Here is a 22,813-nt window from a genome sequence, read left to right as displayed (position 1 = left end):
ACTTCACGCACACAACGGCGTTGAGACTTTTTGCTAGGCTGACTATACCGGAGAACCACGAAATTCAGCGGGACCGGCGAGCGAGGCAGACTGCAAATGGCGGAAGACAGCATTTTTCTGGGGGCCAGCCGGCATCCCGACGACAGCTATCAGAAGGCCGAAAGCCTGCTGCTGAAATATGCCAACCGGCATGGCCTCGTTACCGGCGCGACCGGCACCGGCAAGACGGTCACCCTCCAGATTTTAACGGAAGGCTTCTCCAATGCGGGCGTTCCGGTCTTCTGCGCGGATGTGAAGGGCGATCTGTCCGGCATTGCGATGATGGGTGAGGAAAAGGATTTCCTCACCAAGCGCGCCGATACGATCAAGCTCGATCCCTATGAGTTTCAGGAGTTCCCGGTGATCTTCTGGGACCTTTTCGGGGAAAAGGGACACCCGATCCGCACAACGATTTCGGAGATGGGGCCTCTGCTTCTGTCACGGTTGATGAATTTGACCGATGCGCAGGAAGGCGTTTTGAACATCGCTTTCCGGATTGCAGACGAGGAAGGTCTTCTGCTTCTGGACATGAAGGATCTGCAGGCGCTTCTCGTTCATGTCGCCGACCGCGCCGACGAGATCGGTGCGCGTTACGGCAATGTGTCAAAACAGTCGGTGGGGGCAATCCAGCGGACATTGCTGGTGCTGGAACAGCAGGGCGCAAATTTCTTCTTCGGCGAGCCGGCCTTGAAGATCAGTGACATCATGCGCACCACGCCGGATGGTCGCGGTGCCATCAATGTGCTGGCTGCCGACAAGCTGATGATGAACCCGCGCCTTTATGCCACCTTCCTGCTGTGGCTGCTGTCAGAGCTTTTTGAAGAATTGCCGGAAGTGGGCGATCCGGACCGCCCACGGCTCGTGTTCTTCTTCGATGAGGCGCATCTGCTTTTCGACGAAGCGCCGAAAATCCTGGTCGACCGCGTGGAGCAGGTGGTGCGACTCATTCGATCAAAGGGTGTCGGCGTGTACTTCGTCACGCAGAACCCTCTGGATGTGCCTGAAACCGTGTTGAGCCAGCTCGGCAATCGTATCCAGCACGCGCTGCGCGCCTATACGCCGCGCGAGCAGAAGGCAGTGAAGACAGCCGCTGACACGTTCAGGCCCAATCCTGAATTTGACTGCTTTGAAGCAATTACCAAGCTCGGGGTAGGTGAGGCGCTGGTGTCCACGCTGGAGGCAAAAGGTGTTCCGGCGATGGTGCAACGGACGCTGATTCGTCCACCGGCATCCAGACTGGGCCCAATCACCGACGCTGAACGCGACCAGCTGCTGAAAGCCAGCCCGGTGTTCGGGCAGTATGATGAGAGCGTCGATCGCGAATCAGCCTTCGAAATCCTGCAAAAAAAGGCAGAGGACAAGGCCAAGGCCGAAGCCGAGGCGCAGAAGGCGGAAGAGGCAGGGGCGGCGGAAGAGCGCTCTCGCTGGTCGCTTCCCGATTTCGGCAGCGGTGGAGCCACCACCACCACGAAACGCAAAACCACCACAAGGCGGCGCACATCCAACCGGCAATCGGTCAGCGAAGCTGCGCTGAAATCCGTGGTACGGTCTGTAGGGACATCGCTCGGCCGGGCCTTGGTGCGCGGCATTCTGGGGAGTTTGAAAAAGGGGCGCTGAAAACGCCCCTTTTTCACTTTTGATCCTGACGGAAACGCAGGTCTAGACGCTGCGCAGACCGGAGGTCACGAGGATCGGCGAACCGTCGGGCACACGGTTATAGAGATCAATCACGTCCTGATTGATCATGCGAACGCAACCCGAAGAAACAGATTTGCCGATCGTCCACCATTCCGGCGAACCGTGGACACGATAGAGCGTGTCCTTGCCATTCTCGAAAATATAGAGTGCGCGCGCGCCTAACGGATTGGCAACGCCCGGCTGCATGCCGCCGACCCATTTGTCGTTGGCCTTGTCGTATTCCGAGCGATATTTTTCGAGCTCGGGACGACGATCGATCATTTCCGCCGGCGGGAACCAGCGTGGCCATTGCTGTTTGTACTTGATTTCCGCGCGGCCTGCCCATTCGAAGCCGGCGCGGCCAAGGCCAACGCCATAGCGCATGGCGCGACCGCGCTCACGCACGAGATAGAGAAAATGATTGGCCGTATCGACCACGATGGTGCCGGGACGCTCACCCGTCGGGTCGGCGACTTCCTGACGATAGTAGCGCGGATTGATCTTTTCGATCGGCACAGCGGGAATGTCGTATCCGGCGTCCGTGACCGCCCCGTAAATGGAGCTGTACTGCATCGGACCGGGTTCAGGCTCGGGGCGAGGCGCTATGGTGGGCGTATCGCTTGAGCTGCTGACACATGCGGACAGACCTAGCGACGCGGCACCAGCGGCGCTGATGGACAAAAAGCGGCGCCGGTTGAGAGATCGTGCGGCAATGGGAGAATTGGACATGGTTTCTTCGTATACTCGCGTTTCGTCAGGACCGGTGAGTGCGAACATCCGTGATGGATGCTTGCCTCCCTTTTGGGGGGTAACCCCAAGCTTCCCTCCCTAGGTTCCGAAAAAATATCGGAGTGTGCTTGATAGACCGAGTACACTCGACTTGAAGGCGAAAAATGCCGCACCCACACAAGTTATCGTGAATGTGTGTTATAGATGCATCATAATCATCAGGTGTCAGGCACGCCCAGCCGCTATGCGATCAGCCCCTCAAGTGAGGGTAGAATGAGATCGGGCGGGAAGTCTTCATATTCGTCGGGTTGGTCGGTACGGTTGAGCCAAACGGTGCGAAACCCGAATTGCCGCGCTCCGGCGATATCCCAACGGTTTGAGGATTGAAAAGATACGGTTTCCGGGTAAAGCCGCCAGGCGTTGGTCACCATCTCATAAACGCTTTGATCGGTCTTGAAACGGCGAACGGACTCCACAGAGAAGACTTCATCCAGAACGGAATCGAGGGCTGACGAACGGATGGCCGATTCGAGCATCGCCGGGGAACCGTTTGACAGAATGGCGAGCCGCGCCCCACCTGCCTTGAGCGCCTTCAGCACGGCCGGCACTTCCTCGTAGCAATCCAATTGCCAGTAGGCGTCGAGCAGGTCCTTCCGCAGTCGCCGATCGACCGAGGGAATCTTTGCGAACGCATAATCGAGCGCCCGCTCTGTCATGGTCCAGAAATCCTGATACTGGTCCATGAGTGTGAATACCCAGGAATACTCAAGCTGCTTTGCCCGCCATAATTCCGAAAAACGCTGTCCTTCGGGCCCGATCTCGCCGGCGTGACGGCGCACAGCCGCATGCACATCGAACAGCGTACCATATGCATCGAAGACGAAAGCTGCGTGCCGCATGAAAACTCCTTGTTTGTATCGTCCACTTGACCGCACCAGCAGACGGCGGTCAAGAAACGCCCTCTGGCCTTATCGATAGCGATGCAGGAACGATTGACGAAATCCGACAAAGCCATTTCGATGCGTGGCATAAAGAATTGAAGAATTGCATCTCTGCCGAGATACGCAAGAAATCACAGGAAGGGAAACACAGCATGACCGTGGTGAGCGAAGTCCAATCGACGACCTGGACCTATGTTGACGGCGATTGGCATGAGGGAAACGTACCGCTCATCGGCCCGCGCAGTCATGCCATGTGGCTGGGCTCCACCGTGTTCGATGGCGCCCGCTGGTTCGAGAATGTCGCCCCCGATCTTGATCTTCACGCCAAGCGTGTCAACGCGTCGGCGGCCAATCTTGGTCTCACACCCAAGGTTTCGGCCGATGAAATCATCGGATTGGCAAAGGATGGTCTGAAAAAGTTCGACGGCAAAACGGCCGTTTATATCCGGCCCATGTATTGGGGCGAACACGGGGGCTATATGGGCGTTCCCGCTGACCCGGATTCGAGCCGCTTCTGCCTCTGTCTTTATGAAGCTCCGATGCTGGAGCCGACCGGATTCTCGGTGACCGTCTCACCGTTCCGCCGTCCGACCTTCGAAACCGCGCCGACAAATGCAAAGGCTGGATGCCTCTATCCCAACAATGGCCGGGCGATCATGGAGGCGCGCAGCCGCGGTTATGACAATGCCCTGGTTCTCGACATGCTCGGCAATGTGGCCGAAACCGGGAGCTCCAACATCTTCATGGTGAAGGACGGGGTGGTTTTCACACCGGCACCGAACGGCACTTTCCTTTCAGGCATCACTCGTAGTCGTGTCATCACGCTTCTGCGGGAAGCTGGCGTCGAGGTGGTCGAGAAAACATTGTCGGTGAAGGATTTTCTGGACGCGGACGAGGTGTTTTCGTCGGGCAATCATTCAAAGATCGTGCCGGTCAGCAAGGTCGAAGACCAGAATTATCAGGCTGGCCCTGTGGCCAAAAAGGCGCGTGAGCTCTATTGGGAATGGGCCCATTCCGGGTTGCCCGTCTGATACACCGGGAACAATCGGGAGCGATGGGTATTGTGTCATCAGAGGCGCAACCCCATCTGCGTCCTGCAGAATTCAACCACCTGTACGAGGGAGTTTACCACCATGGCTTTTGAACTGCCGGATCTGCCTTATGATTACGAGGCGCTGCAGCCCTTCATGTCGAAGGAGACGCTGGAATACCACCACGACAAGCACCACAAGGCCTATGTCGACAATGGTAACAAGCTTGCGGCAGAAGCAGGCATGGACGGCCTTTCCCTCGAAGAGGTCGTCAAGCAGTCTCACGGCAAGAATGCCGGGCTCTTCAACAATGCAGCCCAGCACTACAACCATGTCCATTTCTGGAAATGGATGAAAAAGGGCGGCGGCGGCACGAACCTGCCAGGCGCGCTTTCCAAGGCGATCGACAGCGATCTGGGCGGCTATGACAAGTTTCGCGCTGATTTCATCAACGCCGGCACGACGCAGTTTGGTTCCGGCTGGGCATGGCTCGCCGTCAAGAACGGCAAGCTTGAGATCATGAAGACCCCGAACGGTGAGAACCCGCTCATCCATGACGCCAAGCCAATCCTGGGTGTGGATGTGTGGGAGCACTCCTACTACATCGACTACCGCAATGCGCGCCCGAAATATCTCGAAGCGTTCGTCGACAGCCTGATCAACTGGGATTACGTGCTGGAGCTTTACGAGCAGGCCTCGTAACAGCATTTGGCGATTTCACAATCAATACAGTTTCGGACTGTATCAAAGGCCCGGTCAAAGCCGGGCCTTTTTCGATTCTGTTGGGCCATCACGAAACCGTGAGCGCACTTTCCGGAATAAATGCGGGTCCCGGGCGTTGATCGGGGTATTGTTTGGACAAATCAACGGAGGGTTCTCATGAAAAAAATTGCGCTTGCCGTGACAGCACTTTGTTTATCCATCTCCGGCGTTGCCGCTGCTGACGATCCCATTGCCGTGCGCAAGGCGATCATGCAGGCGAATGCCGCCTCCGCGGGACTCGCGGGCGCGATGATGAAGGGGGAGTTGGAGTACAATCCCGCGATTGCCAAGGCCGCTATCCTGACCTTGAGCGCGAGTGCGAAATCATTCGGTGAATTCTTCCCTGAAGGTTCGGGAGATGGTGATACGACGGCAGCTCCCGCAATCTGGGATGACGCCGAGGGCTTTCAGGCCGCTCTCGACAAATATATATCTGATACGGCAGCTGCCGTCGAGGCTTCCGGCAAGGATGGTCCTGCCGATCTTGCGGCATTCCAGGCGGCGATCGGCCCTGTTTTCGGAAACTGCAAGAGCTGCCATGAAAACTTCCGTGTGCAGAACAACTAACCCGGGATCTTCGGGACTCTCATGAAAAAGACGTTGCTTGCTTCGGCCTTCGTGATCATTGCGGGCGGTGGAGCGGCGTTCTGGTTGCTCAGTGCTCCGACTTCGCTCGAAGCCGGGGCCCTGGGTGCTCTGGAAGAGCCAAGTGCAGAACGTGGCGAACATGTGTTTTGGGCTGGGGGCTGTGCTTCCTGCCACGCGCGCCCCGGGGCTGACGGCGATGCGCGGCTGGAGCTTGCGGGAGGCGTCGAGCTGAAATCCGATTTCGGCACCTTCGTCGCCCCCAACATTTCCCCTCATCCCAAGGACGGTATTGGCGACTGGAGCGAGATAGATTTCGCCAATGCGATGCTGTACGGCGTTTCTCCGCAAGGGGAGCACTATTATCCCGCGTTTCCGTACCCTTCCTATGCGCGGATGACGGCACAGGATGTAAGCGATCTTTTTGCCTTCCTGAAAACGCTGCCGGAAGTGGAGGGCCAGGCGGGAGAACACCAGCTTTCATTCCCGTTCACGATGCGCCGTGGTGTCGGTCTCTGGAAGCTGGCCTTCATGCGTGACGAGCCCGTCATCCCGTTGGCTCCAGCTGCCTCTGAGGCGGAGAAGCGAGGGCGGTATCTCGTTGAAGGGCCTGGCCATTGCGGCGAATGCCACACGCCGCGGAATTTCGCCGGAGGGCAGCTCTATGATCAATGGCTTGCAGGAGCCGTATCAGCCGAAGGCGAGGGGATCGTACCCAACATCACCTCCGGGGAAGGCGGCATCGATTCCTGGTCGGCGGGCGATATCGCCTACTATCTGGAGAGCGGCTTCACGCCGGAGTTCGATTCGGTGGGAGGGGCCATGGTTTCCGTTCAGAAGAACATGGCCCACCTTTCCAAGGAAGACCGAGAAGCGATTGCCGCCTATCTCAAGTCGGTGCCTGCCAGAGCTAACGGCTATCCATCTTCCCGGTGACTTTCAGGACGAAGGCATAGGTCAGCGCCTTTTCCTCCAGCCGTGAAAAACGGCCGGAGGCTCCTGCGTGACCGGCATCGAGATTGGTTTTCAGGAGAACCGGATTGCCGCCCTTTTTCCGATCGCGCAGCCGGGCCACCCATTTCGCGGGTTCCCAATAGGTAACGCGCGGGTCCGTGAGGCCGGCAAGGGCCAGGATGGGTGGGTACTCCTTCGCATCCACATTGTCGTATGGCGAATAGGCCGCAATGGTGTCGTAATCCTCACGCGAGACGATGGGATTGCCCCATTCCGGCCATTCGGGAGGGGTGAGAGGCAATGTGTCGTCGAGCATTGTGTTGAGCACATCGACGAAAGGCACGGCGGCGACGATGCCACCAAAAGCTTCCGGCGCCATGTTGGCAACCGCGCCCATCAACATGCCACCGGCCGACCCGCCTTCCGCAACGATGCGGTCGTGGCTGGTGTATCCCTCGGCCACGAGGTGACGGGCCGCGGCGATGAAATCGGTGAAGGTGTTGACCTTCTTCTCGCGTTTTCCCTCCTCGTACCAGGCGTAACCCTTTTCCTTGCCGCCACGGATATGGGCGATGGCGTAGACGAAGCCGCGATCGACCAGCGACAGGCAGTTCGTATTGAAGGACGCGGGCATGGCCATGCCGTAGGCCCCGTAACCGTAGAGCAGGCAGGGGGCGGAGCCGTCGAGCGCGATGCCCTTGCGATAGACGAGAGACACCGGCACCAATTCGCCATCGGGCGCAGGCGCCATCAGACGACGGGTCACATAGGCATCCGGATTGTGCCCGGAGGGGACCTCCTGCGTTTTTAGAAGTCTGCGGGTGCGGGTCCGCATGTCGTAGTCGAACACCTGCTCCGGGGTGGTCATCGAGGAATAGGAAAACCGCAGCGTGTCGGTGGCGTATTCGTAGGAGCCCTGAAGCCCGAGCGAATAGGCTTCCTCATCGAAGGCGATGGTGTGCTCGGACCCGTCGTGGCGATCGCGAATAACAAGGCGCGGCAGTCCATCCTTGCGTTCGAGGCGTACGAGGTAATCGGCAAAGGCCATGATCGCGAGAATCAGGCGGCCGGGCTCATGGGGGACGAGATCCCGCCAGTTTTCGCGCGCGGGGTTGCTGGCCGGCGCGGTGACAATCTTGAAATCCTTGGCGCCATCCGCATTGGTCAGAATGAAGAAGATATCGCCGCCTTCCTCGAGATCGTATTGAAGGCCTGTTTCGCGTGGCGCGACCAGACGTGGCGCGGCATCCGGATCGTTGGCCGGCAGGATGTGGCATTCCGACGTTTCGTGATCGTGGGCGGAAATATAAATCCACTCCTGCGTGCGGCTACCGGAGACGCCGACGAAAAACCCTGCGTCGGCTTCTTCATAGACGAGACGATCGGAGGCGGGGTCTGCGCCAACACGGTGGAAGAAGACTTTCGAAGGACGATGGTTCTCATCGAGGCGTGTGTAGAAAAAGCCGTCGCTTGCCGCATCCCACACGCCACCGCCACCTGTTTCAGCTACGATGTCGGGCAGGTCTTCGCCGCTGGCGAGATCGCGCACGCTGATCGTGTAGAGTTCAGATCCCTTGTCGTCGTGGCCCCATAGAAGACGCTTGTGATCGGGTGAATGATCGACCCCGCCGACGCGGAAATAGCTCTTGCCCTCGGCTTCCCGGTCGCCGTCCAGCAAGGTCTCTTCCGCTCCGCCACCGCTGGGCAGGCGGAAGAAGCGGGGATATTCGCCGCCGGTTCGGAAGCCGGCCGCATAGGCATAGGGGCCGTCTCTGGAAGGCACAGACGTTTCATCTTCCTTGATGCGGCCACGCATTTCGGCAACGAGTGTCTTCTGCAACTCTTCCGTATCGGCCATGAGCGCTGCCTGATAGGCATTCTCGGCTTCGAGATGGGCGCGGATGTCGTCTGCGAGAAGGCTGGGGTCGCGCAGGACTTCCTGCCAGTTTTCAGCGCGCATCCAGGCATATTCATCCGTGCGCTCGATGCCGTGGCGCGTGTCCTTCACGGGATGAGCACGCGGCGAGGGGGCTTTTGCGTCCATGGCGAACGGTTTGGATGTCATGAGGCTACCTTGTGAATGTCTGCTAGGGGCGGGTGCGGTGGGCCGCAGGAGTTGTTTCCTTCATGTCCCGAGCGAATGGGGCATGGCAATGGCCTATCGTGTTTTTTCCGGCGCTTCCTGGGTTCAAAGCTCACCGAAGAGCGGATTTTGCATCTGAGCAGTCCCGTGGTTTAAGCTGCGTAATCTTCTGTGAATGGCGGCGTTTCATCGCGCTTTGCAGGTCGGTTTACGCCTTGTGGTGCCTGAGGCGAGTGTTTATGTCACCGTAAGATTTAAAAATGTGGCCTGAAACACGATTTCAAGTGGGGAGAGTTCATGACAGCAGACGGCCAGTGGCTGACATTTCTCGCTCTGTTGCTGCCGTTTGCAGCCGCCGCCATAGCACCAGTGCTGACAAAAGCGCTGAAACACAATGCGGCGTGGCTTCTGGCTCTGGCTCCTGCCCTGATCTTTCTTCATTTCAGCGGTTTCGTCGGAAGCATCTCCGAAGGAGAAACACTTTCGGCCGGATATGTCTGGATTCCGAGCCTATCGGTCGACTTTTCCTGGTTTCTCGATGGCCTGTCCGTCACTTTCGCGCTTTTGATTACCGGCATCGGCACGCTGATCGTGCTCTATGCGGGCGGGTATCTGAAGGGACATGAGCACCAAGGGCGCTTTTTCTCCTTCATCCTGATGTTCATGGGCTCCATGCTGGGATTGGTGGTGGCCGATTCCTTCCTGACCCTTTTTGTTTTCTGGGAATTGACCTCGATCACATCGTTCCTGCTGATCGGTTTCGATCATTCACGGGAAGCCTCGCGCCGTGCGGCGCTGCAGGCGCTGGTCGTGACCGGGCTTGGCGGGCTTTCGCTTCTCGCCGGTCTTCTGGTGATATGGGGCGCCACGGGCGTGACTTCCATGTCGGCGCTGCTTGCAAGCGAAAGCGCGCTGCGCGATGCGCCGCTCTACATGGCCGCACTGCTGTTGATCCTTGGCGGGGCCTTCACGAAATCGGCGCAGTTTCCCTTTCATTTCTGGCTGCCGAACGCGATGGAAGCTCCCACTCCTGTTTCGGCCTATCTGCACTCTGCGACGATGGTGAAGGCTGGTGTCTACCTTTTGATGCGGCTTAATCCCGTGCTGGGTGATACGGTGGCATGGGAAACGATCCTGCCCCTCTTTGGCGGTGCAACGCTGCTTGTCGGTACGCTTTTGGCTGTGCGTCAGACGGATCTGAAGCTTATGCTCGCCTACACGACGGTGGCTTCGCTTGGACTGCTCGTTATGCTGACGGGCGTGGGCTCGGAGAAGGCTGTTGAGGCAGCAGTGCTCTATCTGGTGGCGCACTCCATGTTCAAGGGCGCGCTCTTTATGGTCGCAGGACTGGTGGATCACGAATCCGGCACACGCGACGTCACCAGACTGGGGGGCTTGCGCAAGGCTATGCCCATCACCTTCGTGGCGGCGGTTCTGGCAGCCGCGTCGATGGGCGGTGTCCCTCTGTTTTTCGGTTTTCTTGCGAAAGAAGAGATCTACGCCGGTCTTGGGTTTGCCGGTGGCTGGACCGCGTTTTTGACGCTGGTTGCGCTTATCGGCAACGGATTGATGTTCGCGATCGGTTTTGCTGTCGCGCTGAAACCCTTCCTCGGCGCGAAGGTGGAAACCCCCAAACATGCTCATGAAGGGCCGATCCTGCTTTGGCTTGGGCCGCTCGTTCTTGGCGGTCTCGGGCTCGTGTCTGCGCTGGTTTCAGGCCTCAGCCATCAACTGGTTAGCAGCCCGATGTCGAGTGCAGTGCTTGGCAAGCCTGTAACGGTGACGATTTCGACTGTGCCGCATATCGGCATGCCGCTCGTTCTCTCGGTGGTGACGGTCGCGTTGGGTATCCTGGTGTTCGCCATGCTGGAACGCGGGCGAACCGCCATGGCCGGCATTCTAACCGCCATCGGCTGGGGACCGGATCAGGGCTTTGACCAGGTTATGCGTGGTCTGACAAGGCTTTCGTTCCGGGTGACCAATGTCATTCAGAATGGTCGCCTCGATTACTACATGACAGCAACTTTCGTCGCTGTCGCAGCCGCCGTGTTGATTCCGATGGGCCTTTATGACGAATGGCCCACAGTCCCTCAGTTTCCGCGAATGCCCTTCTATGAATGGACCGTGCTGCTCATTGGCCTGATCGGCCTTGGCGCAGTGATCTATGCGCGCGACCGGCTGACGGCGATTGTTTCCCTCGGTATTCAGGGATTTGCCGTCGCGCTGATATTCATGCTGCTCGGTGCACCGGATCTCTCTTTCACCCAGTTCATGGTCGAGACATTGTCTGTGGTGATCCTGGCCCTTGTCATGACGCGGCTTCGGCTCTCGCCGACGGATCACCGCCCGACAGGCGAAAAGGTGCTTGACGTTGCCGTGGCCGGAACCTGCGGTGCCGCGCTGGGCCTCATGCTGCTGCGGGTGACACAGGTGCCGTTCAACACGGAACTCAGCGAATTCTTCTCCCAATATTCCCGCGTGATCGCGCATGGCCGGAATATCGTGAACGTGATCCTCGTCGATTTCCGCGGAACAGATACGTTGGGTGAAATTGCTGTGGTAATGATCGCCGGGCTGGCCATCCTGGCGTTGGTCCGGATCCGCAGCGTCAAGCCGCTCGCAGAAAACAAAGAGGAGGGGTGATATGCGCACATTGATCTTCCGCACGGTCGCGCCCTATCTCACGAGCCTGATGATCCTGTTTTCCATCTTTGTGCTTTTGCGCGGCCACAACGAACCGGGCGGTGGCTTCATCGGCGGACTGATTGCCGCTTCTGCCTTCGCGATTTACGGCATTGCCTGTGGTGTTTCGCCGGTGCGCCGCGCCCTCTATTTTCATCCGATGGCGATTTCGGGGTTCGGGCTTCTGGTGTCGGCGATTTCCGGCTGGCTGTCCCTGGCCTTCAACGTGCCGTTCATGACGGGCCTGTGGACCAAGGTCAGCGTGCTCGGTGTTCCCGTGGACCTGTCGACTGTGCTCTTCTTTGACATAGGCGTCTATCTTGTCGTTCTCGGGTCGATCACCTCGGTCGCACTTGCCCTTGAAGAAAGGGAGCACGGGTAATGGAAGTCGCTCTCTCCTTTGTGGTCAGCGTGTTCTTCGCTGTCGCAATCTATCTGATGCTGTCGAAGCACATCATTCGTATTCTTCTGGGGGTTTCGATCTTCGGGAATGCGGTGAATCTGTCGATCTTCACGGCCGGCAGACTGATGCGCGAGGTTCCGCCGATCATCCCCGAGGCCTTGCCGACACCGGAGGTGGCGACCGCAAGTCCTCTGCCACAGGCGCTCGTACTGACGGCGATCGTGATCTCGTTCTCGCTCTTCGCTTTCCTCCTGGTGTTGGCGTTCCGCGCCTATCAGGAATTGGGAACCGACGATACGGATGGAATGCGCGTTGCCGAACCCGAGGGCGAACCGATGCCCCCGCTTGGATACTGAGACACCGATGGCCGCTGAAACGATTGATATTTCCAACGCAATGCTGACAGCGCCCACGGCGCTGGGTGACTGGATGCTGGTGGCGCCGGTCGGGTTGCCGATCCTTTTTGGTGCGGTCCTGCTGATGGTGCGCCATGAAACCCGGCTACACGCGGGCATTGCCATTGCGGGGCTGCTTCTGACCCTTGGCGCCAATGCCGCGCTTCTTCTGCAGGTGCTGGCAGACGGTCCGCAGGTGATGACCATGGGGCGCTGGCTGCCGCCCTTCGGCATATCCTTTACCGCGGATGCGCTTGGAGCATCGCTTGCCTTTGTGGCGACGCTGGTTGCCAGTGTCTGTGCTCTCTACGCGATGAAAGACATTGGTGCGACGGGCCGTCGTTATGGCTTTTATCCCTTCCTGATGCTTTTGATGGCGGGCGTGGGAGGCTCGTTTCTGACCGGCGACATTTTCAACCTGTATGTCTGGTTCGAGGTGTTCCTGATTTCGTCCTTCGGTCTTCTGATCCTAGGGTCGACTGATCGCCAGCTCGACGGTGCAACGAAATACGCCATTCTGAATCTGGTCGGCACGACGTTGTTTCTGACCGCGACCGCCTATCTTTACGGCACGTTCGGGACGCTGAACATGGCCGACATCGCGCGCAAGGCGGACGCCATGCGCGAGACCGGCCCGTTGATGACGCTGACCGTGCTTTATCTGCTGGCTTTCGGCATGAAAGCAGCTGCGTTTCCCGTCAATTTCTGGCTGCCGGCCTCATATCACACGCCGCGCATCGTCACGGCGGCGCTGTTTGGCGGTGTGCTGACCAAGGTCGGCGTTTATGCGCTGCTGCGTGTTCTGGTGATGCTGTTTCCTGTTGAGCGGGCGGAGCTTTCAGGTGTCATTGCCTGGGTGGCCGCTGGCACGATGGTGCTCGGGATCATGGGCGCTATCGCACAGTCCGATATTCGCCGTATCCTTGGCTTTGTGGTGATATCCGGTGTGGGGGTGATGCTTGCTGGGCTTGCGCTGGGTACCGAGACCGGGTTGACGGGCACGATCCTCTACGCGTTCCATTCCGTTCTCGCGATGACGGCGCTTTACCTGCTGGCAGGGGTGATCAAGGAGCTTGGCGGAAGCTATTCGCTGCATGAGCTGGGCGGGCTCTATCGGACCTATCCGGCAATGGGGGCCTTTGCGCTGGTTCTGATGCTTGCCGTGGCGGGACTGCCGCCGGCATCCGGATTGTGGCCGAAAATTATGCTCGTGCGGGCTTCGCTTGACGCAGGCTGGCCCTGGCTTTCCTTCGCCATCTTGTTGACTGGACTTCTCACGACGATCGCGCTTGGGCGGATGTATATACTTGCGATCTGGCGGAACAGGCCGGGCCAAGCTCCTTCCGATGCTGCCACGGGTGCTCCCGGATATGGCTACGGTTCAATGGCCTTGCTGTGTGTCCCGATCATATTGCTCGGCATTTACCCTGAGCCATTTATCCGGGTGGCTGAAGCCGCTGCAAGCGGGCTTCTGGACGCCTCAGCTTATATTGGTGCGGTCTTTCCTGCGGAGGCGGCGCAATGAGACTGTCCCTGATCAATATCATCCTGGCGCTGATCTGGACCGCGGTCAGCGGCTCCTTCACACTGCCGAACTTCATTTTCGGTTTTCTCCTTGGGGCGGCGGCACTTTACCTGATCCGCGAACAGGTGGGGTCCTTGGGATATTTTGCCCGCGCCGTGCGGGTAACTTCGCTCGCGCTTCTGTTCCTCTACGAACTGGTGCTTTCGGCCTGGCGGGTCGCGCTTCTCGTTCTTTCCCCGAAGATGGACCTGAAGCCCGGCATTTTCGCCTATCCGCTCAAGGTCGACCGGGATTTCGAGATCACGCTTTTGGCAAATCTCATCACGTTGACGCCAGGGACCCTCTCTGTCGACGTTTCGGAAGATCGCCGCTTTCTCTATGTCCACGCCATCGACTGTTCTGATCCGGAGGAACTGCAGCGCGACATCGCCGAAGGTTTTGAACGAAAGATCATGGAGGCGTTTCGATGAACGCCAGTGGAGAATTTCTCGTCTTTGCCGAGTTCATAGCGCTCGCCCTGTTGAGCCTGTCTTTCCTGCTTACTGTGGTGCGTGTCCTCGTGGGGCCAAGCTTGCCCGATCGGGTTCTTGCTCTCGACATGTTGGTCACGATTGCGATCGGCTTCATCGCCGTCATAGGCATCCGCACAGGCTTCACGCTTTATCTCGATATTGCCATCGCCCTGGGGCTTGTCGGCTTTCTTGCAACGGTTGCGTTTGCCCGCTTCGTTCTCAGTCGACGTTATGAGCAGGAGTTTGTGAGGCGCGATACGCTCGGCATCTACGGCGACAAGGAGCAATGATGGACGACCTGTTCAACATACTCACGGGCCTTCTCATTATCATTGGCGCGGCGTTCACCCTGATCGCGGCGGTCGGTATTTTGCGACTTCCTGATCTTTATACGCGCATGCATGCTGCCTCGAAGGCAGGGACGCTCGGGTCCGGGCTCATGCTTGTCGCCTTGGCGATATTCGCACAGGATCAGGCGATCGTAACGAGAGCGCTGGCGGCAGTGGTCTTCTTTCTCCTCACCGCTCCGATTTCTGCTCATCTTCTGGCAAAGGCGGCCTATGCTGCCGGCTATAAACTCTGGGGGCGTTCCGTGCACGATGACATGGCATCGCCTGCGAGTGAGGCAGCGGTATCGCTCGACGATGAAAATATCAAAGAAGATCAAAGATAAGTTCTTCTTATATACTTCGTATAATTCAATGTTCGGTGTGTATTGTTCGATAGGGCGAGGGATCGATGGTAATCCCTTGTAGCAGCTGCATTGGCGGAAATGCGTAAGCATTCGTCCTTTTGTGGGTGCGAAAGCCACGAGGATGAAAATCGATAAGGTCGATTTGCTTAATTGGTGAGTTTAAATTTAAGCAGATCTGATTTTTGGAATGAAATACGATTTTTTGAGATGTGATAAACAATCAGTCTCAGGTTTCTGGTAGTATTAATTTGAGATTGTGAGTTGACCGGTCGAACAAAAAAACGATATGATTGCTGCCTTCTCGGGAATCGACAAAAAAAAGCCTGCAGAATAGGGATTCCTATAGACACCTCATCACTGGCGGCATGAGGTGGTGGATTTGAATAGACGTTGGGGCAAGGTAACGAAATGAACGAAGATTCTGTAAAAAACGACGATACTCTTATTGAACTGACCGCAGACGTTGTCGCTGCTTACGTCAGCAACAATCCTGTTCCTGCATCCGAACTTTCTAACCTGATTTCAGACGTTCATGCAGCGCTCGGCCGTGTATGCGGCTCTCCGGAAGCACCACCTGCTGAAAAGCAGAAACCGGCTGTGAACCCGAAGCGCTCCGTGCATGACGACTACATTATCTGTCTTGAGGACGGAAAGAAGTTCAAGTCGCTTAAGCGGCACCTGATGACGCATTACGGCATGACGCCGGAACAGTATCGGGAAAAGTGGGGACTGGACGCCAACTACCCGATGGTGGCCCCCAGCTATGCCGTGGCGCGTTCGAAATTGGCAAAGCAAATGGGTTTAGGACGCAAACGCAAGGAAAAATAGTTTAGCCTGGCGCGTGGCGCCGACGCTATGTTCCTGTGTTCAAGCGGCGCTTCGTGCGCCGCTTTTTTTGTGAGCTTGACAGTCGTCAGCCTGTACCCGCAGGGGGGCGGTTATTCATAGGGCAGCAGGAAAGACTGGAGCGCGTAGTGATGGACAACCGCTTGAACGCCTGACTGAGGGCGATGTGTCGGTTGAGGTCGTAGCTCCAATGGTTCCTGACCCCTTTCAGGCGCTCTCTCTCAATCAACCGCCGCAGGCGACGAAGTATGCTGTTGCGCTCTGGACCTGAGCTTTGCTGCACCTTCTCGAGATCCAGTCCTCCGAGAAGAAAAAGTGCCGCCGTCTGCCTTGCCTCTTCATTGCGCTGCCGCTTGGCTTCGAGAAAGGCGAGGCTCTCCTTCTTTACCGTAGTCATGCTCAATCCTTTTGATGGTGAGCGATGACTATGAGGCAGGCTGGCGCGGCGGGGATAAACCAGAAGCGGAATTCGCGACGGAATTTTGTTTTGATAGTAATTTCAGAGGCTTATGAAATTTCACCGTTTTATCTGTTCGTAATTTGTTCCCGCCTATGGAGGTGTGGGGTATAAGAATTTATTCCTCTTTCCTGTGAAGGGATAAAGTCTGTGCTTTCAAACGCTGCCAAATCGACGGAACAAGAAGACGGGCGGGTAAAATCGCCTGAGAATCACTCACCGGTGACGCTGCAACGCCGTCTCAGTCCGATTCCTGAAGAACGGATCGGAGAGGTTTGCGAATGCGTTCTCGACATCGTGGCTGCACTGTTCAATGTAAGCGGACGCGAACTGCGTGAAACGCGCCGGTCTTCGACAAGTGTCACACGTGTGCGGCAGATCGGTATGTATGCTGCGCATGTGGTGCTCGGGCTCAATATGAGTGAAGTCGGGCGCGGGTTCGGTCGTGACCGAACCACGGTTCAATACGCATGCCACATTGTTGAGGATATGCGTGACGACGAAGAATTCGATCGGATCGTCCTCATGACCGAGCGCGTTACTGCGGCTGCTTTTCGCAACACGGAGCTGCGCTGATATGGCTGTATACAAGAGCGAATTTCGCCATCTGCGCGAACGATCCCGCTGTCTGCGGTTTCTCCAGAAGGGAGAGGCATGGCTGCAACCCGGCGCAAAGCAGGGAAGCGTGCTTCTCGATGGCGGCGAGCAGGGGACGATCTCCATATCGCTTGAGGTTCTGGAGGCGCTGGACAAGGAGGACCTCGTACGCCTTGGCAAGGACAGGGTGGCGTTGTCGAGTGCGGGTGTCGCCTGTGCGCGGCGAGTGGCAGCAAAGCGGGAACCTTTTACAAGCCAGCATCGCGAGATCGAGCGCAGGATTTTACAGCAGGGTGCCGAAAAAACGATCCTTACTGCAACGCTGAGCGAATCTCCCTTGGCGCTCCTGGCGAGCCGGCGTATGCGCAATGGCGAACCCTTCTTGACGCGGACTGAATTCGACGCTGGTGAAAAACTGCGCGCCGATTACACGCGCGGTCAGATCATGCCGCGCCTGACTGCCAACTGGATGGCGTGCGTGTCGGGCAAAAAGCGGGGTACCGGCGCCGGGGGCGGTGTTGAACTGACGCAAGCCGCATTGGCCGCCCGTCAACGTGTCGATCGTGCGCTCGAGGCCGTCGGGCCGGAGCTCGCCGGTGTCCTGGTTGATATATGTTGTTTTCTGAAGGGCTTCGAACAGGTGGAATTGGAACGGGGATGGCCCGTCCGTTCGGCAAAGGTGGTGCTTAAGACCGCGCTGGGTGCGCTGGCCCGCCATTATGAGCCTCCGACACGCAGACAAAGCGAAACCGGCAGGCCGATCCTGCATTGGGGTGCACAGGACTATCGTCCGAAAATGGCATGAGCGATGTGCTGATTGCCCGGCAACAGGCAATCAACCTGTTGCCGGGGCCACTTCCGTAGCTTCTTTCTTTATGCGCTGCACCATGGAGCGCAGACCATTGGCGCGCTGTGGTGTGAGATGTTCGTCGAGACCGAGTTTGGCCATCACGTCTTCGGCATCGATGTCGAGAATCTCGCTGGCGCGCCTGCCGGAAAACAGGAGGAGCATGATGGCCACCAGACCGCGGACAATATGCGCGTCCGAATCGCCTTTGAAGGTAAGGACGGGGTCGGTGCCTTCTCCACGCTCGGTATGAAGCCAGACCTGGCTGACACAGCCGCGTACGCGGTGCGCCTCGTCGCGCGCAGCTTCGGGATAGGGAGGCAGGCTGTTGCCAAGATCGATGATGTAACGGTAACGCTCTTCCCAATCATCGAGGAAGGCGAAATCGTCGTAAAGGGTGTCAATCGTCGTGCTCATTGGGCCGGATATAGTGATTGACCGGCCATTCGTCACGGAAAACCTTTGATTGTCCAGAATGTCGGGGGCTTATTGATCGGCCGGTTGGTCTGGAACACTTCCGGTCGTCAAAGGTGTTTCCCCTCCTGTGGCGGCGGCCTCGGATGGAGCGTCCGTCGGTTCTTCAAGCATTTCGTAGGCAAAGCGGGCGCTTTCACGGGCGCGGGCCCCGATCGTCTGCAGCGCCGCACGTCCTGTCGCACAGACTTCGGGCTTCCGCTCGCAGATGCCAATCATGTCGGTGATGGCTTCGCGCGCTGCCCCCAATGCCTGCAGCGCACCGACCTGTGGCGTCTCCGCGCTGTCCTGGCCGCCTGTTCCCCCGATAGGCAACAGCAGCAGCACCAGCGAAAGCCAGAAGATCGAGCGAATGATAAAGCCCATGACGTCCAGTCCCGTTCTTGCCCCGAAGGATGTCCCCGGCGAATACAATCCCATGCTTCCGCCAAGAAGCTCTTGAGAATTTTCCTAAAATTGAAGGCAAACTTTTTAAAAGTTCGGAAATGTCTGCCTTTGAGGCAAAGCCGTTTCAAACCCGTGGGAACATGGTTACGTTTTGTTCGCCATCTAATGATCTGAGACAATTGTCTTTTTTCTTCGGCGAGGCCTGTTTCAAAGCTTTTTTGCGTCGCCATTGTGTCGACAACTCTGTTCAGCAGGCGTTAACCATGACGGCATTCACCGGGGTCTGAAGGGCCGATTTCTCTCATTTTTACCCTTGCCACCGGTCCCTGGACGCCTGCGCTTATCCTTTCCTTAAACGCTCGGTGCGAGTCTCGGCAGGAACAAGAACCCGCCGAACGGACAAAGCAAGAGCGCGTCGAGTTGAGTTCACGAGTAGCATCATATCAAGAATGGCTGGCAGCCCTATCAGCCGCTTGCGAAAGGCTGATTCACCCCAGTGTCGAAGAGGGGGTGGAGCGTTCGCGTCAGTTGCGGTTGGCAGTGGTGCTTCTGACAGCGCCTTTCCTCTTTGCGGGAGCGGTCGCTCTGCTTCTGGCCGGCACTTTTGGTTTCGCCCCGACATTGGCGCTCGCGAGCGCTGGCTTCGCGGCAAGTTGGCTTGCTGCCGCAGGCCTGTTTGCAAGTGGGCGTCGGGCATTGATCGAAGCGCTCGCACTGGTTCTTGGTGTGGCTGCCGTCAGCACGGTGACTGTCCTTTCCGGGGGAGTTGCGTCTCCGATGACAGCACTGACAGGGGCTCTTGCAGCAGAAAGCGTTTGGGTGGCAAGGACACGCCGCGCTGTTTGGACGGGTGCTCTTGCCGGTGGACTCTCGCTCGGACTGACGACGCTCGGCGGGCTTCTGGGCATTTCTTTTTCTCCATCGCTGCCGCTGGCCGCGCACTGGCTTATTCCGCTTGCTTATGTGGCGACGCTCGGCATGCGTTTCGGGACTTTGCAAGCTGAGCAGGCGCGCATTTCGGTTCCTTCGAAAGGAGCGGGCATCGAAGCCATGATGAGCGCGCTCGTGCTGCGCCTTGAAGGGACCGGAGATGTGGTGGATGCATCCGCTCAGGCCGAGCAGGTCTTGAATGTCCGGTCGGATATTCTGTTGGGGAACGGTTTTTTCGAGCGCATTCATGTGGGCGATCGCGTGGCCTATCTGTGCGCGGTTTCCGAGGTGAGTGGTGGAGCAGGCAGACGCACCATCACCATCCGCCTTCGTATGCCTGTGGAAGAAGAGGCACGCCGTCCAGCCGGTTATCGTCAGTTCGGCGTTGAGCTTCTTAGACTGGAAGACGCAGAGCAGATCGTGGCAATCGTGCGTGACGAGAGCGACCGGGCCGATCTGGAACTTGACCTGGCGCGAGCGCGGGAAGAGGCACGTGTCGCCAAGGTCGAAAGCAAACGCATGCTGGCAGCGGTCAGTCATGAGCTGCGGACGCCGCTGAATGCCATTCTCGGATTTTCCGATACGCTTCAGACCGAGATTTTCGGACGCTTCTCCAATGATCGGCAGCGCGAATATGTCCGGCTCATTCACGAGGCCGGCGAACATCTTCTATCGGTGGTGAATTCGACGCTGGAAATCTCCAAGCTGGAAGCGGGAACCTACACGCTCCACCCGGAGGCGTTCAATTTCTCGGACGCCGTGGATGCCAGTGTAGCCTTCGCACGAGCAGATGCCGCTTCACGTGCGGTGGATGTGGATGTGGCGATCGCGGAGAATGTCGGCGTCGTCTATTGCGACCGGCGTGCGGTGCAGCAGGTGCTGATAAACCTTCTCTCAAACGCCGTGAAATTCTCCCATGCCAACGGCTGCGTGCGGGTGAAGGCAGAGCGGACCGGCAATCGCCTTGACTTCAGTGTAACCGATAATGGTATCGGGATTTCGGCCGATGATCTTGAACGAATCGGCGAGCCTTTTGCGCAGGTTCGGAACGAAGCGACAAGGCATGTTGAGGGAACCGGCCTCGGCCTGGCGCTCGTGAAAGGACTGGTGAGCCTTCAGGGAGGTGGCATGACCATCGACAGCGCGCCGGGTGAGGGGACATGTGTGAGCATTTCGCTGCCAGTGGGTGTGGGCACGGAAAAGGACGAGATTGGCCGAGGTGGCAAACCGGCAACTGGCCCGGCAACTGAAAATGAGTGGGGTAATGAAGAATACCGCAAGACGGCCTGAACCGGAGGTCACGTTTGGAACGCTGCTTCGCGCCGGAGCCGCCGGCGTCGGGATGGCGATCGTTCGCAATCCTCTGGCAGTCGGTGGTGCAACGGCCTTTGCTGTCGCATTTTCCTTCGTTTCGGCCAATGCGCTTTGGTATCAGCCCCATTTTCATTCTGGTGCTTTGATCTCGACCCGTGCGCCGGTCTTCACCGAACCACGGAATGTGCCAGCGTCCGACCAACCGGCCATCCTCGAAGAAACCCCGCGCCAGGCACCACGTCAGGTGGCTCCCGATCAGGACACAACCGGGGCGATTCCGGTCGAGCGCCCGGAGGAAGTGGACGGCGGGGATCCGACCATACGTCAGGTGCAGTCGGTGCTCCGGGATCTGGGACTTTATCGCGGTACGATTGATGGTCTTGAGGGCCCCGAAACCCGCACCGCGATCGGAAACTATCGTCGCATTGTGGATCTGGATCCAACGCCCACCGTCGACGAAGCCCTGCTGCGCCAGCTTGGCCTTTCGGCAGCGCCGCAGCCGGCTGACACCACATCAAATCTGTCGGCAACGCCGGCGACAATCCCGCCTGTCGCACCGACGCCCACACCACGCCCGACCTACCAGCGTTCCGTTTCTGCTCCCCCAAAGGCGGAACCAGAAGCGAGGCCGGTGCCGGTGCCGACGGCGGACGTGCCGCAGGCTCGTGTTCAGACGGCCGCACTGCAAACCACCGAGGCGGACCCCACGATCATGCGTGTGCAGGCCGGTCTGAAAGCGTTTGGCAATGACGGGATCGAGGTGGACGGTCTTTTGGGCCAGAATACCCAGGCCGCCATCCGTGAGTTTCAGAGCCTTTTCGGGCTCCCTGTTACCGGACAGCCGGATCAGGCGCTCCTTGCAAAAATGCGTGAGGTTGGTCTGACCAACTAATGGGGCTGAGACCCTTATGGCAGGTTGATCGTCCGCCGGCACCAATGAGACGCTGTCCATGCGCCTGACCAGTGATTTCTGGGTTTCAGCTTTGACCAAGCGTCTCTTTGCAGAGGGTGGGTTTGCCACGGTCCTGCAGAAAGGCGCGCGCGAAGCCGGAACCATTTTTATTCTGTTGCGCAATCGTCTTGGCCAGCAAGCTCTTTATGGCCCTGCTGCACAGGCCGTTTACGACGAGGCGCGGCCCAATGAACGACGCTTCACGCTGATTGCGAAAGATGACGATCAGGCAATCGAGAAGCGGCTTGAGCGGGAGCGTCGCTTCGATCCGGATTTCTGGCTGGTCGAAATCGAGGTAACGGACCTCGATGAGGCAGAGCGCTATTTCGAGATTGCTGCTGGCTGAGGTGTTTGGCCGGGGCAGCTCAGCCCACTTCGCCAATCACTCAACCTTTGTCGCGCGACAACGGGTGACAGAGCATTGTAGCGTTCCAGGAAGAAGGAAATTGCGCTGCGCTGCGTGAAAAGCCCTGGAAACACCGCGGCGGAAAGAAGAAACGCTTCCGCCTCCCCGATGTCCAGCGCTTTCAGCGCCACAATGAGTTCACCATAGGTGGGAAAACCGGTGATTTCGCGGGCGGCGTTGTTTGAGATGCCCAGAACCGTCGAGAGCGCGGTTTCCAGGGCGCCCTGTTCTCCGGAAAAGGCCGCAGCCCGCAACGTCCGGGCCGCTTCATTCGCTGCGGGAAGAGGAGGGTGGCTGTCCTGTTGCGCGGGCGCGTGCTGCGAATTGGCTGCGCGCATGATGAGACGGAGACGGTGACGGACTTCCGCTTCCACGGCGCTGCCACTTGTTTGCGTATCGCTGCAGGGTTCGGCCTCCTGGGCCGAGAGCGCCCGCGTCAGGGCGGCAATTGCCGGATTTAGGCCAACTCGCCGTCCGATAACCCGCGCATGAGCCCTGCCGTGACGGGCAAGAAGGCCGATCAAGTCCACATCCGACAGTGCCGGAGAGCGCATCAAAAGGGGAGCGGAGATCTCTGCAGGCTCGTCTGCG

General features: G+C 58.2%; 25 protein-coding genes. 18 read left to right on the top strand and 7 right to left on the bottom strand.

Going from position 1 to position 22,813, the window contains the following annotated elements:
- Positions 1-96: 96 nt before the first annotated feature.
- Positions 97-1,656 carry a helicase HerA-like C-terminal domain-containing protein gene (locus H7H48_RS04040; RefSeq protein WP_229447506.1) on the top strand — a complete coding sequence of 520 codons (1,560 nt, stop codon included), beginning with the start codon at positions 97-99 and terminating at the stop codon, positions 1,654-1,656.
- A 42-nt stretch (positions 1,657-1,698) separates the two neighbouring features.
- Here the strand turns inward: H7H48_RS04040 and H7H48_RS04035 are convergent, their stop codons facing one another.
- Entirely contained in the window at positions 1,699-2,445 is a 747-nt protein-coding gene (locus tag H7H48_RS04035; protein WP_229447505.1) for a L,D-transpeptidase, read from the bottom strand.
- 242 nt (positions 2,446-2,687) lie between these two features.
- Positions 2,688-3,344, bottom strand: a complete 657-nt coding sequence (locus tag H7H48_RS04030; protein ID WP_229447504.1) for a haloacid dehalogenase type II — start codon at positions 3,342-3,344, stop codon at positions 2,688-2,690.
- Positions 3,345-3,538: 194 nt separating this feature from the next.
- On the opposite strand from H7H48_RS04030, the gene H7H48_RS04025 reads away from it, so the two are divergent.
- The 4 genes from H7H48_RS04025 to H7H48_RS04010 all read left to right on the top strand — a co-directional run bounded on the left by H7H48_RS04025 (position 3,539) and on the right by H7H48_RS04010 (position 6,700).
- Entirely contained in the window at positions 3,539-4,417 is an 879-nt protein-coding gene (locus H7H48_RS04025; protein ID WP_229447503.1) for a branched-chain amino acid aminotransferase, read from the top strand.
- Between the two features lie 102 nt (positions 4,418-4,519).
- Positions 4,520-5,119, top strand: a complete 600-nt coding sequence (locus tag H7H48_RS04020) for a superoxide dismutase (RefSeq protein ID WP_229447502.1) — start codon at positions 4,520-4,522, stop codon at positions 5,117-5,119.
- A gap of 177 nt (positions 5,120-5,296) precedes the next feature.
- Entirely contained in the window at positions 5,297-5,746 is a 450-nt protein-coding gene (locus H7H48_RS04015) for a cytochrome c (RefSeq protein ID WP_229447501.1), read from the top strand.
- Positions 5,747-5,767: 21 nt separating this feature from the next.
- Positions 5,768-6,700: a cytochrome c gene (locus H7H48_RS04010; RefSeq protein ID WP_229447500.1), complete on the top strand. Its 933-nt coding sequence runs from the start codon at positions 5,768-5,770 to the stop codon at positions 6,698-6,700.
- Here the strand turns inward: H7H48_RS04010 and H7H48_RS04005 are convergent.
- Positions 6,675-8,783 carry a S9 family peptidase gene (locus tag H7H48_RS04005; protein WP_229447499.1) on the bottom strand — a complete coding sequence of 703 codons (2,109 nt, stop codon included), beginning with the start codon at positions 8,781-8,783 and terminating at the stop codon, positions 6,675-6,677. The genes H7H48_RS04010 and H7H48_RS04005 overlap by 26 nt on opposite strands.
- 315 nt (positions 8,784-9,098) lie before the next feature.
- On the opposite strand from H7H48_RS04005, the gene H7H48_RS04000 reads away from it, so the two are divergent.
- The 8 genes from H7H48_RS04000 (at position 9,099) to H7H48_RS03965 (ending at position 15,840) form a co-directional block, all read left to right on the top strand.
- Complete coding sequence (locus H7H48_RS04000; protein ID WP_229447498.1) at positions 9,099-11,444, top strand: putative monovalent cation/H+ antiporter subunit A; 2,346 nt, start codon at positions 9,099-9,101, stop codon at positions 11,442-11,444.
- Position 11,445: 1 nt separating this feature from the next.
- Positions 11,446-11,865 (top strand): Na+/H+ antiporter subunit B, encoded by a 420-nt coding sequence (locus tag H7H48_RS03995; protein WP_229447497.1) that lies wholly within the window; start codon positions 11,446-11,448, stop codon positions 11,863-11,865.
- A complete protein-coding gene (locus H7H48_RS03990; RefSeq protein ID WP_229447496.1) occupies positions 11,865-12,242 on the top strand; it encodes a Na+/H+ antiporter subunit C in 378 nt (125 codons plus the stop codon). Before H7H48_RS03995 ends, H7H48_RS03990 begins: the two co-directional genes overlap by 1 nt.
- A 7-nt stretch (positions 12,243-12,249) precedes the next feature.
- Positions 12,250-13,806, top strand: coding sequence for a Na+/H+ antiporter subunit D (locus H7H48_RS03985; protein ID WP_229447495.1), 1,557 nt, complete (start codon positions 12,250-12,252; stop codon positions 13,804-13,806).
- Positions 13,803-14,276: a Na+/H+ antiporter subunit E gene (locus tag H7H48_RS03980; protein ID WP_229447494.1), complete on the top strand. Its 474-nt coding sequence runs from the start codon at positions 13,803-13,805 to the stop codon at positions 14,274-14,276. Before H7H48_RS03985 ends, H7H48_RS03980 begins: the two co-directional genes overlap by 4 nt.
- Positions 14,273-14,608 carry a cation:proton antiporter gene (locus tag H7H48_RS03975; protein ID WP_229447493.1) on the top strand — a complete coding sequence of 112 codons (336 nt, stop codon included), beginning with the start codon at positions 14,273-14,275 and terminating at the stop codon, positions 14,606-14,608. Before H7H48_RS03980 ends, H7H48_RS03975 begins: the two co-directional genes overlap by 4 nt.
- Positions 14,605-14,991 (top strand): monovalent cation/H(+) antiporter subunit G, encoded by a 387-nt coding sequence (mnhG, locus tag H7H48_RS03970; protein WP_229447492.1) that lies wholly within the window; start codon positions 14,605-14,607, stop codon positions 14,989-14,991. The genes H7H48_RS03975 and mnhG overlap by 4 nt, the downstream gene beginning before the upstream one ends.
- Positions 14,992-15,420: 429 nt before the next feature.
- Entirely contained in the window at positions 15,421-15,840 is a 420-nt protein-coding gene (locus tag H7H48_RS03965) for a MucR family transcriptional regulator (protein WP_229447491.1), read from the top strand.
- 85 nt (positions 15,841-15,925) lie between these two features.
- Here H7H48_RS03965 and H7H48_RS03960 read toward each other — a convergent pair whose 3' ends face one another.
- Entirely contained in the window at positions 15,926-16,261 is a 336-nt protein-coding gene (locus tag H7H48_RS03960; RefSeq protein WP_370633303.1) for a cytoplasmic protein, read from the bottom strand.
- Between the two features lie 276 nt (positions 16,262-16,537).
- Between H7H48_RS03960 and H7H48_RS03955 the strand changes: the two genes are divergently transcribed.
- Positions 16,538-16,891, top strand: a complete 354-nt coding sequence (locus tag H7H48_RS03955) for a helix-turn-helix domain-containing protein (protein ID WP_229447489.1) — start codon at positions 16,538-16,540, stop codon at positions 16,889-16,891.
- Position 16,892: 1 nt separating this feature from the next.
- Positions 16,893-17,717, top strand: a complete 825-nt coding sequence (locus H7H48_RS03950; protein WP_229447488.1) for a DUF6456 domain-containing protein — start codon at positions 16,893-16,895, stop codon at positions 17,715-17,717.
- 30 nt (positions 17,718-17,747) lie between these two features.
- On the opposite strand, the gene H7H48_RS03945 is transcribed toward H7H48_RS03950, so the two are convergent.
- Both H7H48_RS03945 and H7H48_RS03940 read right to left on the bottom strand, forming a co-directional pair.
- Positions 17,748-18,176, bottom strand: a complete 429-nt coding sequence (locus H7H48_RS03945; RefSeq protein ID WP_229447487.1) for a SufE family protein — start codon at positions 18,174-18,176, stop codon at positions 17,748-17,750.
- A gap of 69 nt (positions 18,177-18,245) precedes the next feature.
- On the bottom strand, positions 18,246-18,599 hold the full coding sequence (locus tag H7H48_RS03940) for a DUF5330 domain-containing protein (RefSeq protein WP_229447486.1): 354 nt from the start codon (positions 18,597-18,599) through the stop codon (positions 18,246-18,248).
- Between the two features lie 531 nt (positions 18,600-19,130).
- Here H7H48_RS03940 and H7H48_RS03935 point away from each other — a divergent pair.
- The 3 genes from H7H48_RS03935 to H7H48_RS03925 are packed head-to-tail and all read left to right on the top strand — an operon-like array spanning position 19,131 to position 22,162.
- The gene (locus H7H48_RS03935; protein WP_229447485.1) at positions 19,131-20,840 is read left to right on the top strand and encodes a PAS domain-containing sensor histidine kinase; all 1,710 of its coding nucleotides are present in this window, start codon (positions 19,131-19,133) and stop codon (positions 20,838-20,840) included.
- Positions 20,815-21,756, top strand: coding sequence for a peptidoglycan-binding protein (locus H7H48_RS03930; protein WP_229447484.1), 942 nt, complete (start codon positions 20,815-20,817; stop codon positions 21,754-21,756). The genes H7H48_RS03935 and H7H48_RS03930 overlap by 26 nt, the downstream gene beginning before the upstream one ends.
- 58 nt (positions 21,757-21,814) lie before the next feature.
- Complete coding sequence (locus H7H48_RS03925) at positions 21,815-22,162, top strand: DUF1491 family protein (protein ID WP_229447483.1); 348 nt, start codon at positions 21,815-21,817, stop codon at positions 22,160-22,162.
- Here the strand turns inward: H7H48_RS03925 and H7H48_RS03920 are convergent.
- Positions 22,138-22,746, bottom strand: coding sequence for a hypothetical protein (locus H7H48_RS03920; RefSeq protein WP_229447482.1), 609 nt, complete (start codon positions 22,744-22,746; stop codon positions 22,138-22,140). The genes H7H48_RS03925 and H7H48_RS03920 overlap by 25 nt on opposite strands.
- Between the last annotated feature and the right edge of the window lie 67 nt (positions 22,747-22,813).

This window comes from Nitratireductor sp. B36 (assembly GCF_020833685.1).
GTDB lineage: Bacteria > Pseudomonadota > Alphaproteobacteria > Rhizobiales > Rhizobiaceae > Nitratireductor.
This window is presented reverse-complemented; position numbering and strand designations above follow the sequence as displayed.

Bases quoted from the DNA above. Each gene is read 5' to 3' on its own strand.
- H7H48_RS03975 (WP_229447493.1), top strand. From the start codon at position 14,273: ATGAACGCCAGTGGAGAATTTCTCGTCTTTGCCGAGTTCATAGCGCTC.
- H7H48_RS03950 (WP_229447488.1), top strand. From the start codon at position 16,893: ATGGCTGTATACAAGAGCGAATTTCGCCATCTGCGCGAACGATCCCGC.
- H7H48_RS04040 (WP_229447506.1), top strand. From the start codon at position 97: ATGGCGGAAGACAGCATTTTTCTGGGGGCCAGCCGGCATCCCGACGAC.
- H7H48_RS03985 (WP_229447495.1), top strand. From the start codon at position 12,250: ATGGCCGCTGAAACGATTGATATTTCCAACGCAATGCTGACAGCGCCC.
- H7H48_RS03965 (WP_229447491.1), top strand. From the start codon at position 15,421: ATGAACGAAGATTCTGTAAAAAACGACGATACTCTTATTGAACTGACC.
- H7H48_RS04030 (WP_229447504.1), bottom strand. From the start codon at position 3,344: ATGCGGCACGCAGCTTTCGTCTTCGATGCATATGGTACGCTGTTCGAT.
- H7H48_RS04010 (WP_229447500.1), top strand. From the start codon at position 5,768: ATGAAAAAGACGTTGCTTGCTTCGGCCTTCGTGATCATTGCGGGCGGT.
- H7H48_RS04000 (WP_229447498.1), top strand. From the start codon at position 9,099: ATGACAGCAGACGGCCAGTGGCTGACATTTCTCGCTCTGTTGCTGCCG.
- H7H48_RS03930 (WP_229447484.1), top strand. From the start codon at position 20,815: ATGAAGAATACCGCAAGACGGCCTGAACCGGAGGTCACGTTTGGAACG.
- H7H48_RS03925 (WP_229447483.1), top strand. From the start codon at position 21,815: ATGCGCCTGACCAGTGATTTCTGGGTTTCAGCTTTGACCAAGCGTCTC.
- H7H48_RS03945 (WP_229447487.1), bottom strand. From the start codon at position 18,176: ATGAGCACGACGATTGACACCCTTTACGACGATTTCGCCTTCCTCGAT.
- H7H48_RS03990 (WP_229447496.1), top strand. From the start codon at position 11,865: ATGGAAGTCGCTCTCTCCTTTGTGGTCAGCGTGTTCTTCGCTGTCGCA.
- H7H48_RS03980 (WP_229447494.1), top strand. From the start codon at position 13,803: ATGAGACTGTCCCTGATCAATATCATCCTGGCGCTGATCTGGACCGCG.
- H7H48_RS04015 (WP_229447501.1), top strand. From the start codon at position 5,297: ATGAAAAAAATTGCGCTTGCCGTGACAGCACTTTGTTTATCCATCTCC.
- H7H48_RS03940 (WP_229447486.1), bottom strand. From the start codon at position 18,599: ATGGGCTTTATCATTCGCTCGATCTTCTGGCTTTCGCTGGTGCTGCTG.
- H7H48_RS04025 (WP_229447503.1), top strand. From the start codon at position 3,539: ATGACCGTGGTGAGCGAAGTCCAATCGACGACCTGGACCTATGTTGAC.
- H7H48_RS04020 (WP_229447502.1), top strand. From the start codon at position 4,520: ATGGCTTTTGAACTGCCGGATCTGCCTTATGATTACGAGGCGCTGCAG.
- mnhG (WP_229447492.1), top strand. From the start codon at position 14,605: ATGATGGACGACCTGTTCAACATACTCACGGGCCTTCTCATTATCATT.
- H7H48_RS04035 (WP_229447505.1), bottom strand. From the start codon at position 2,445: ATGTCCAATTCTCCCATTGCCGCACGATCTCTCAACCGGCGCCGCTTT.
- H7H48_RS04005 (WP_229447499.1), bottom strand. From the start codon at position 8,783: ATGACATCCAAACCGTTCGCCATGGACGCAAAAGCCCCCTCGCCGCGT.
- H7H48_RS03995 (WP_229447497.1), top strand. From the start codon at position 11,446: ATGCGCACATTGATCTTCCGCACGGTCGCGCCCTATCTCACGAGCCTG.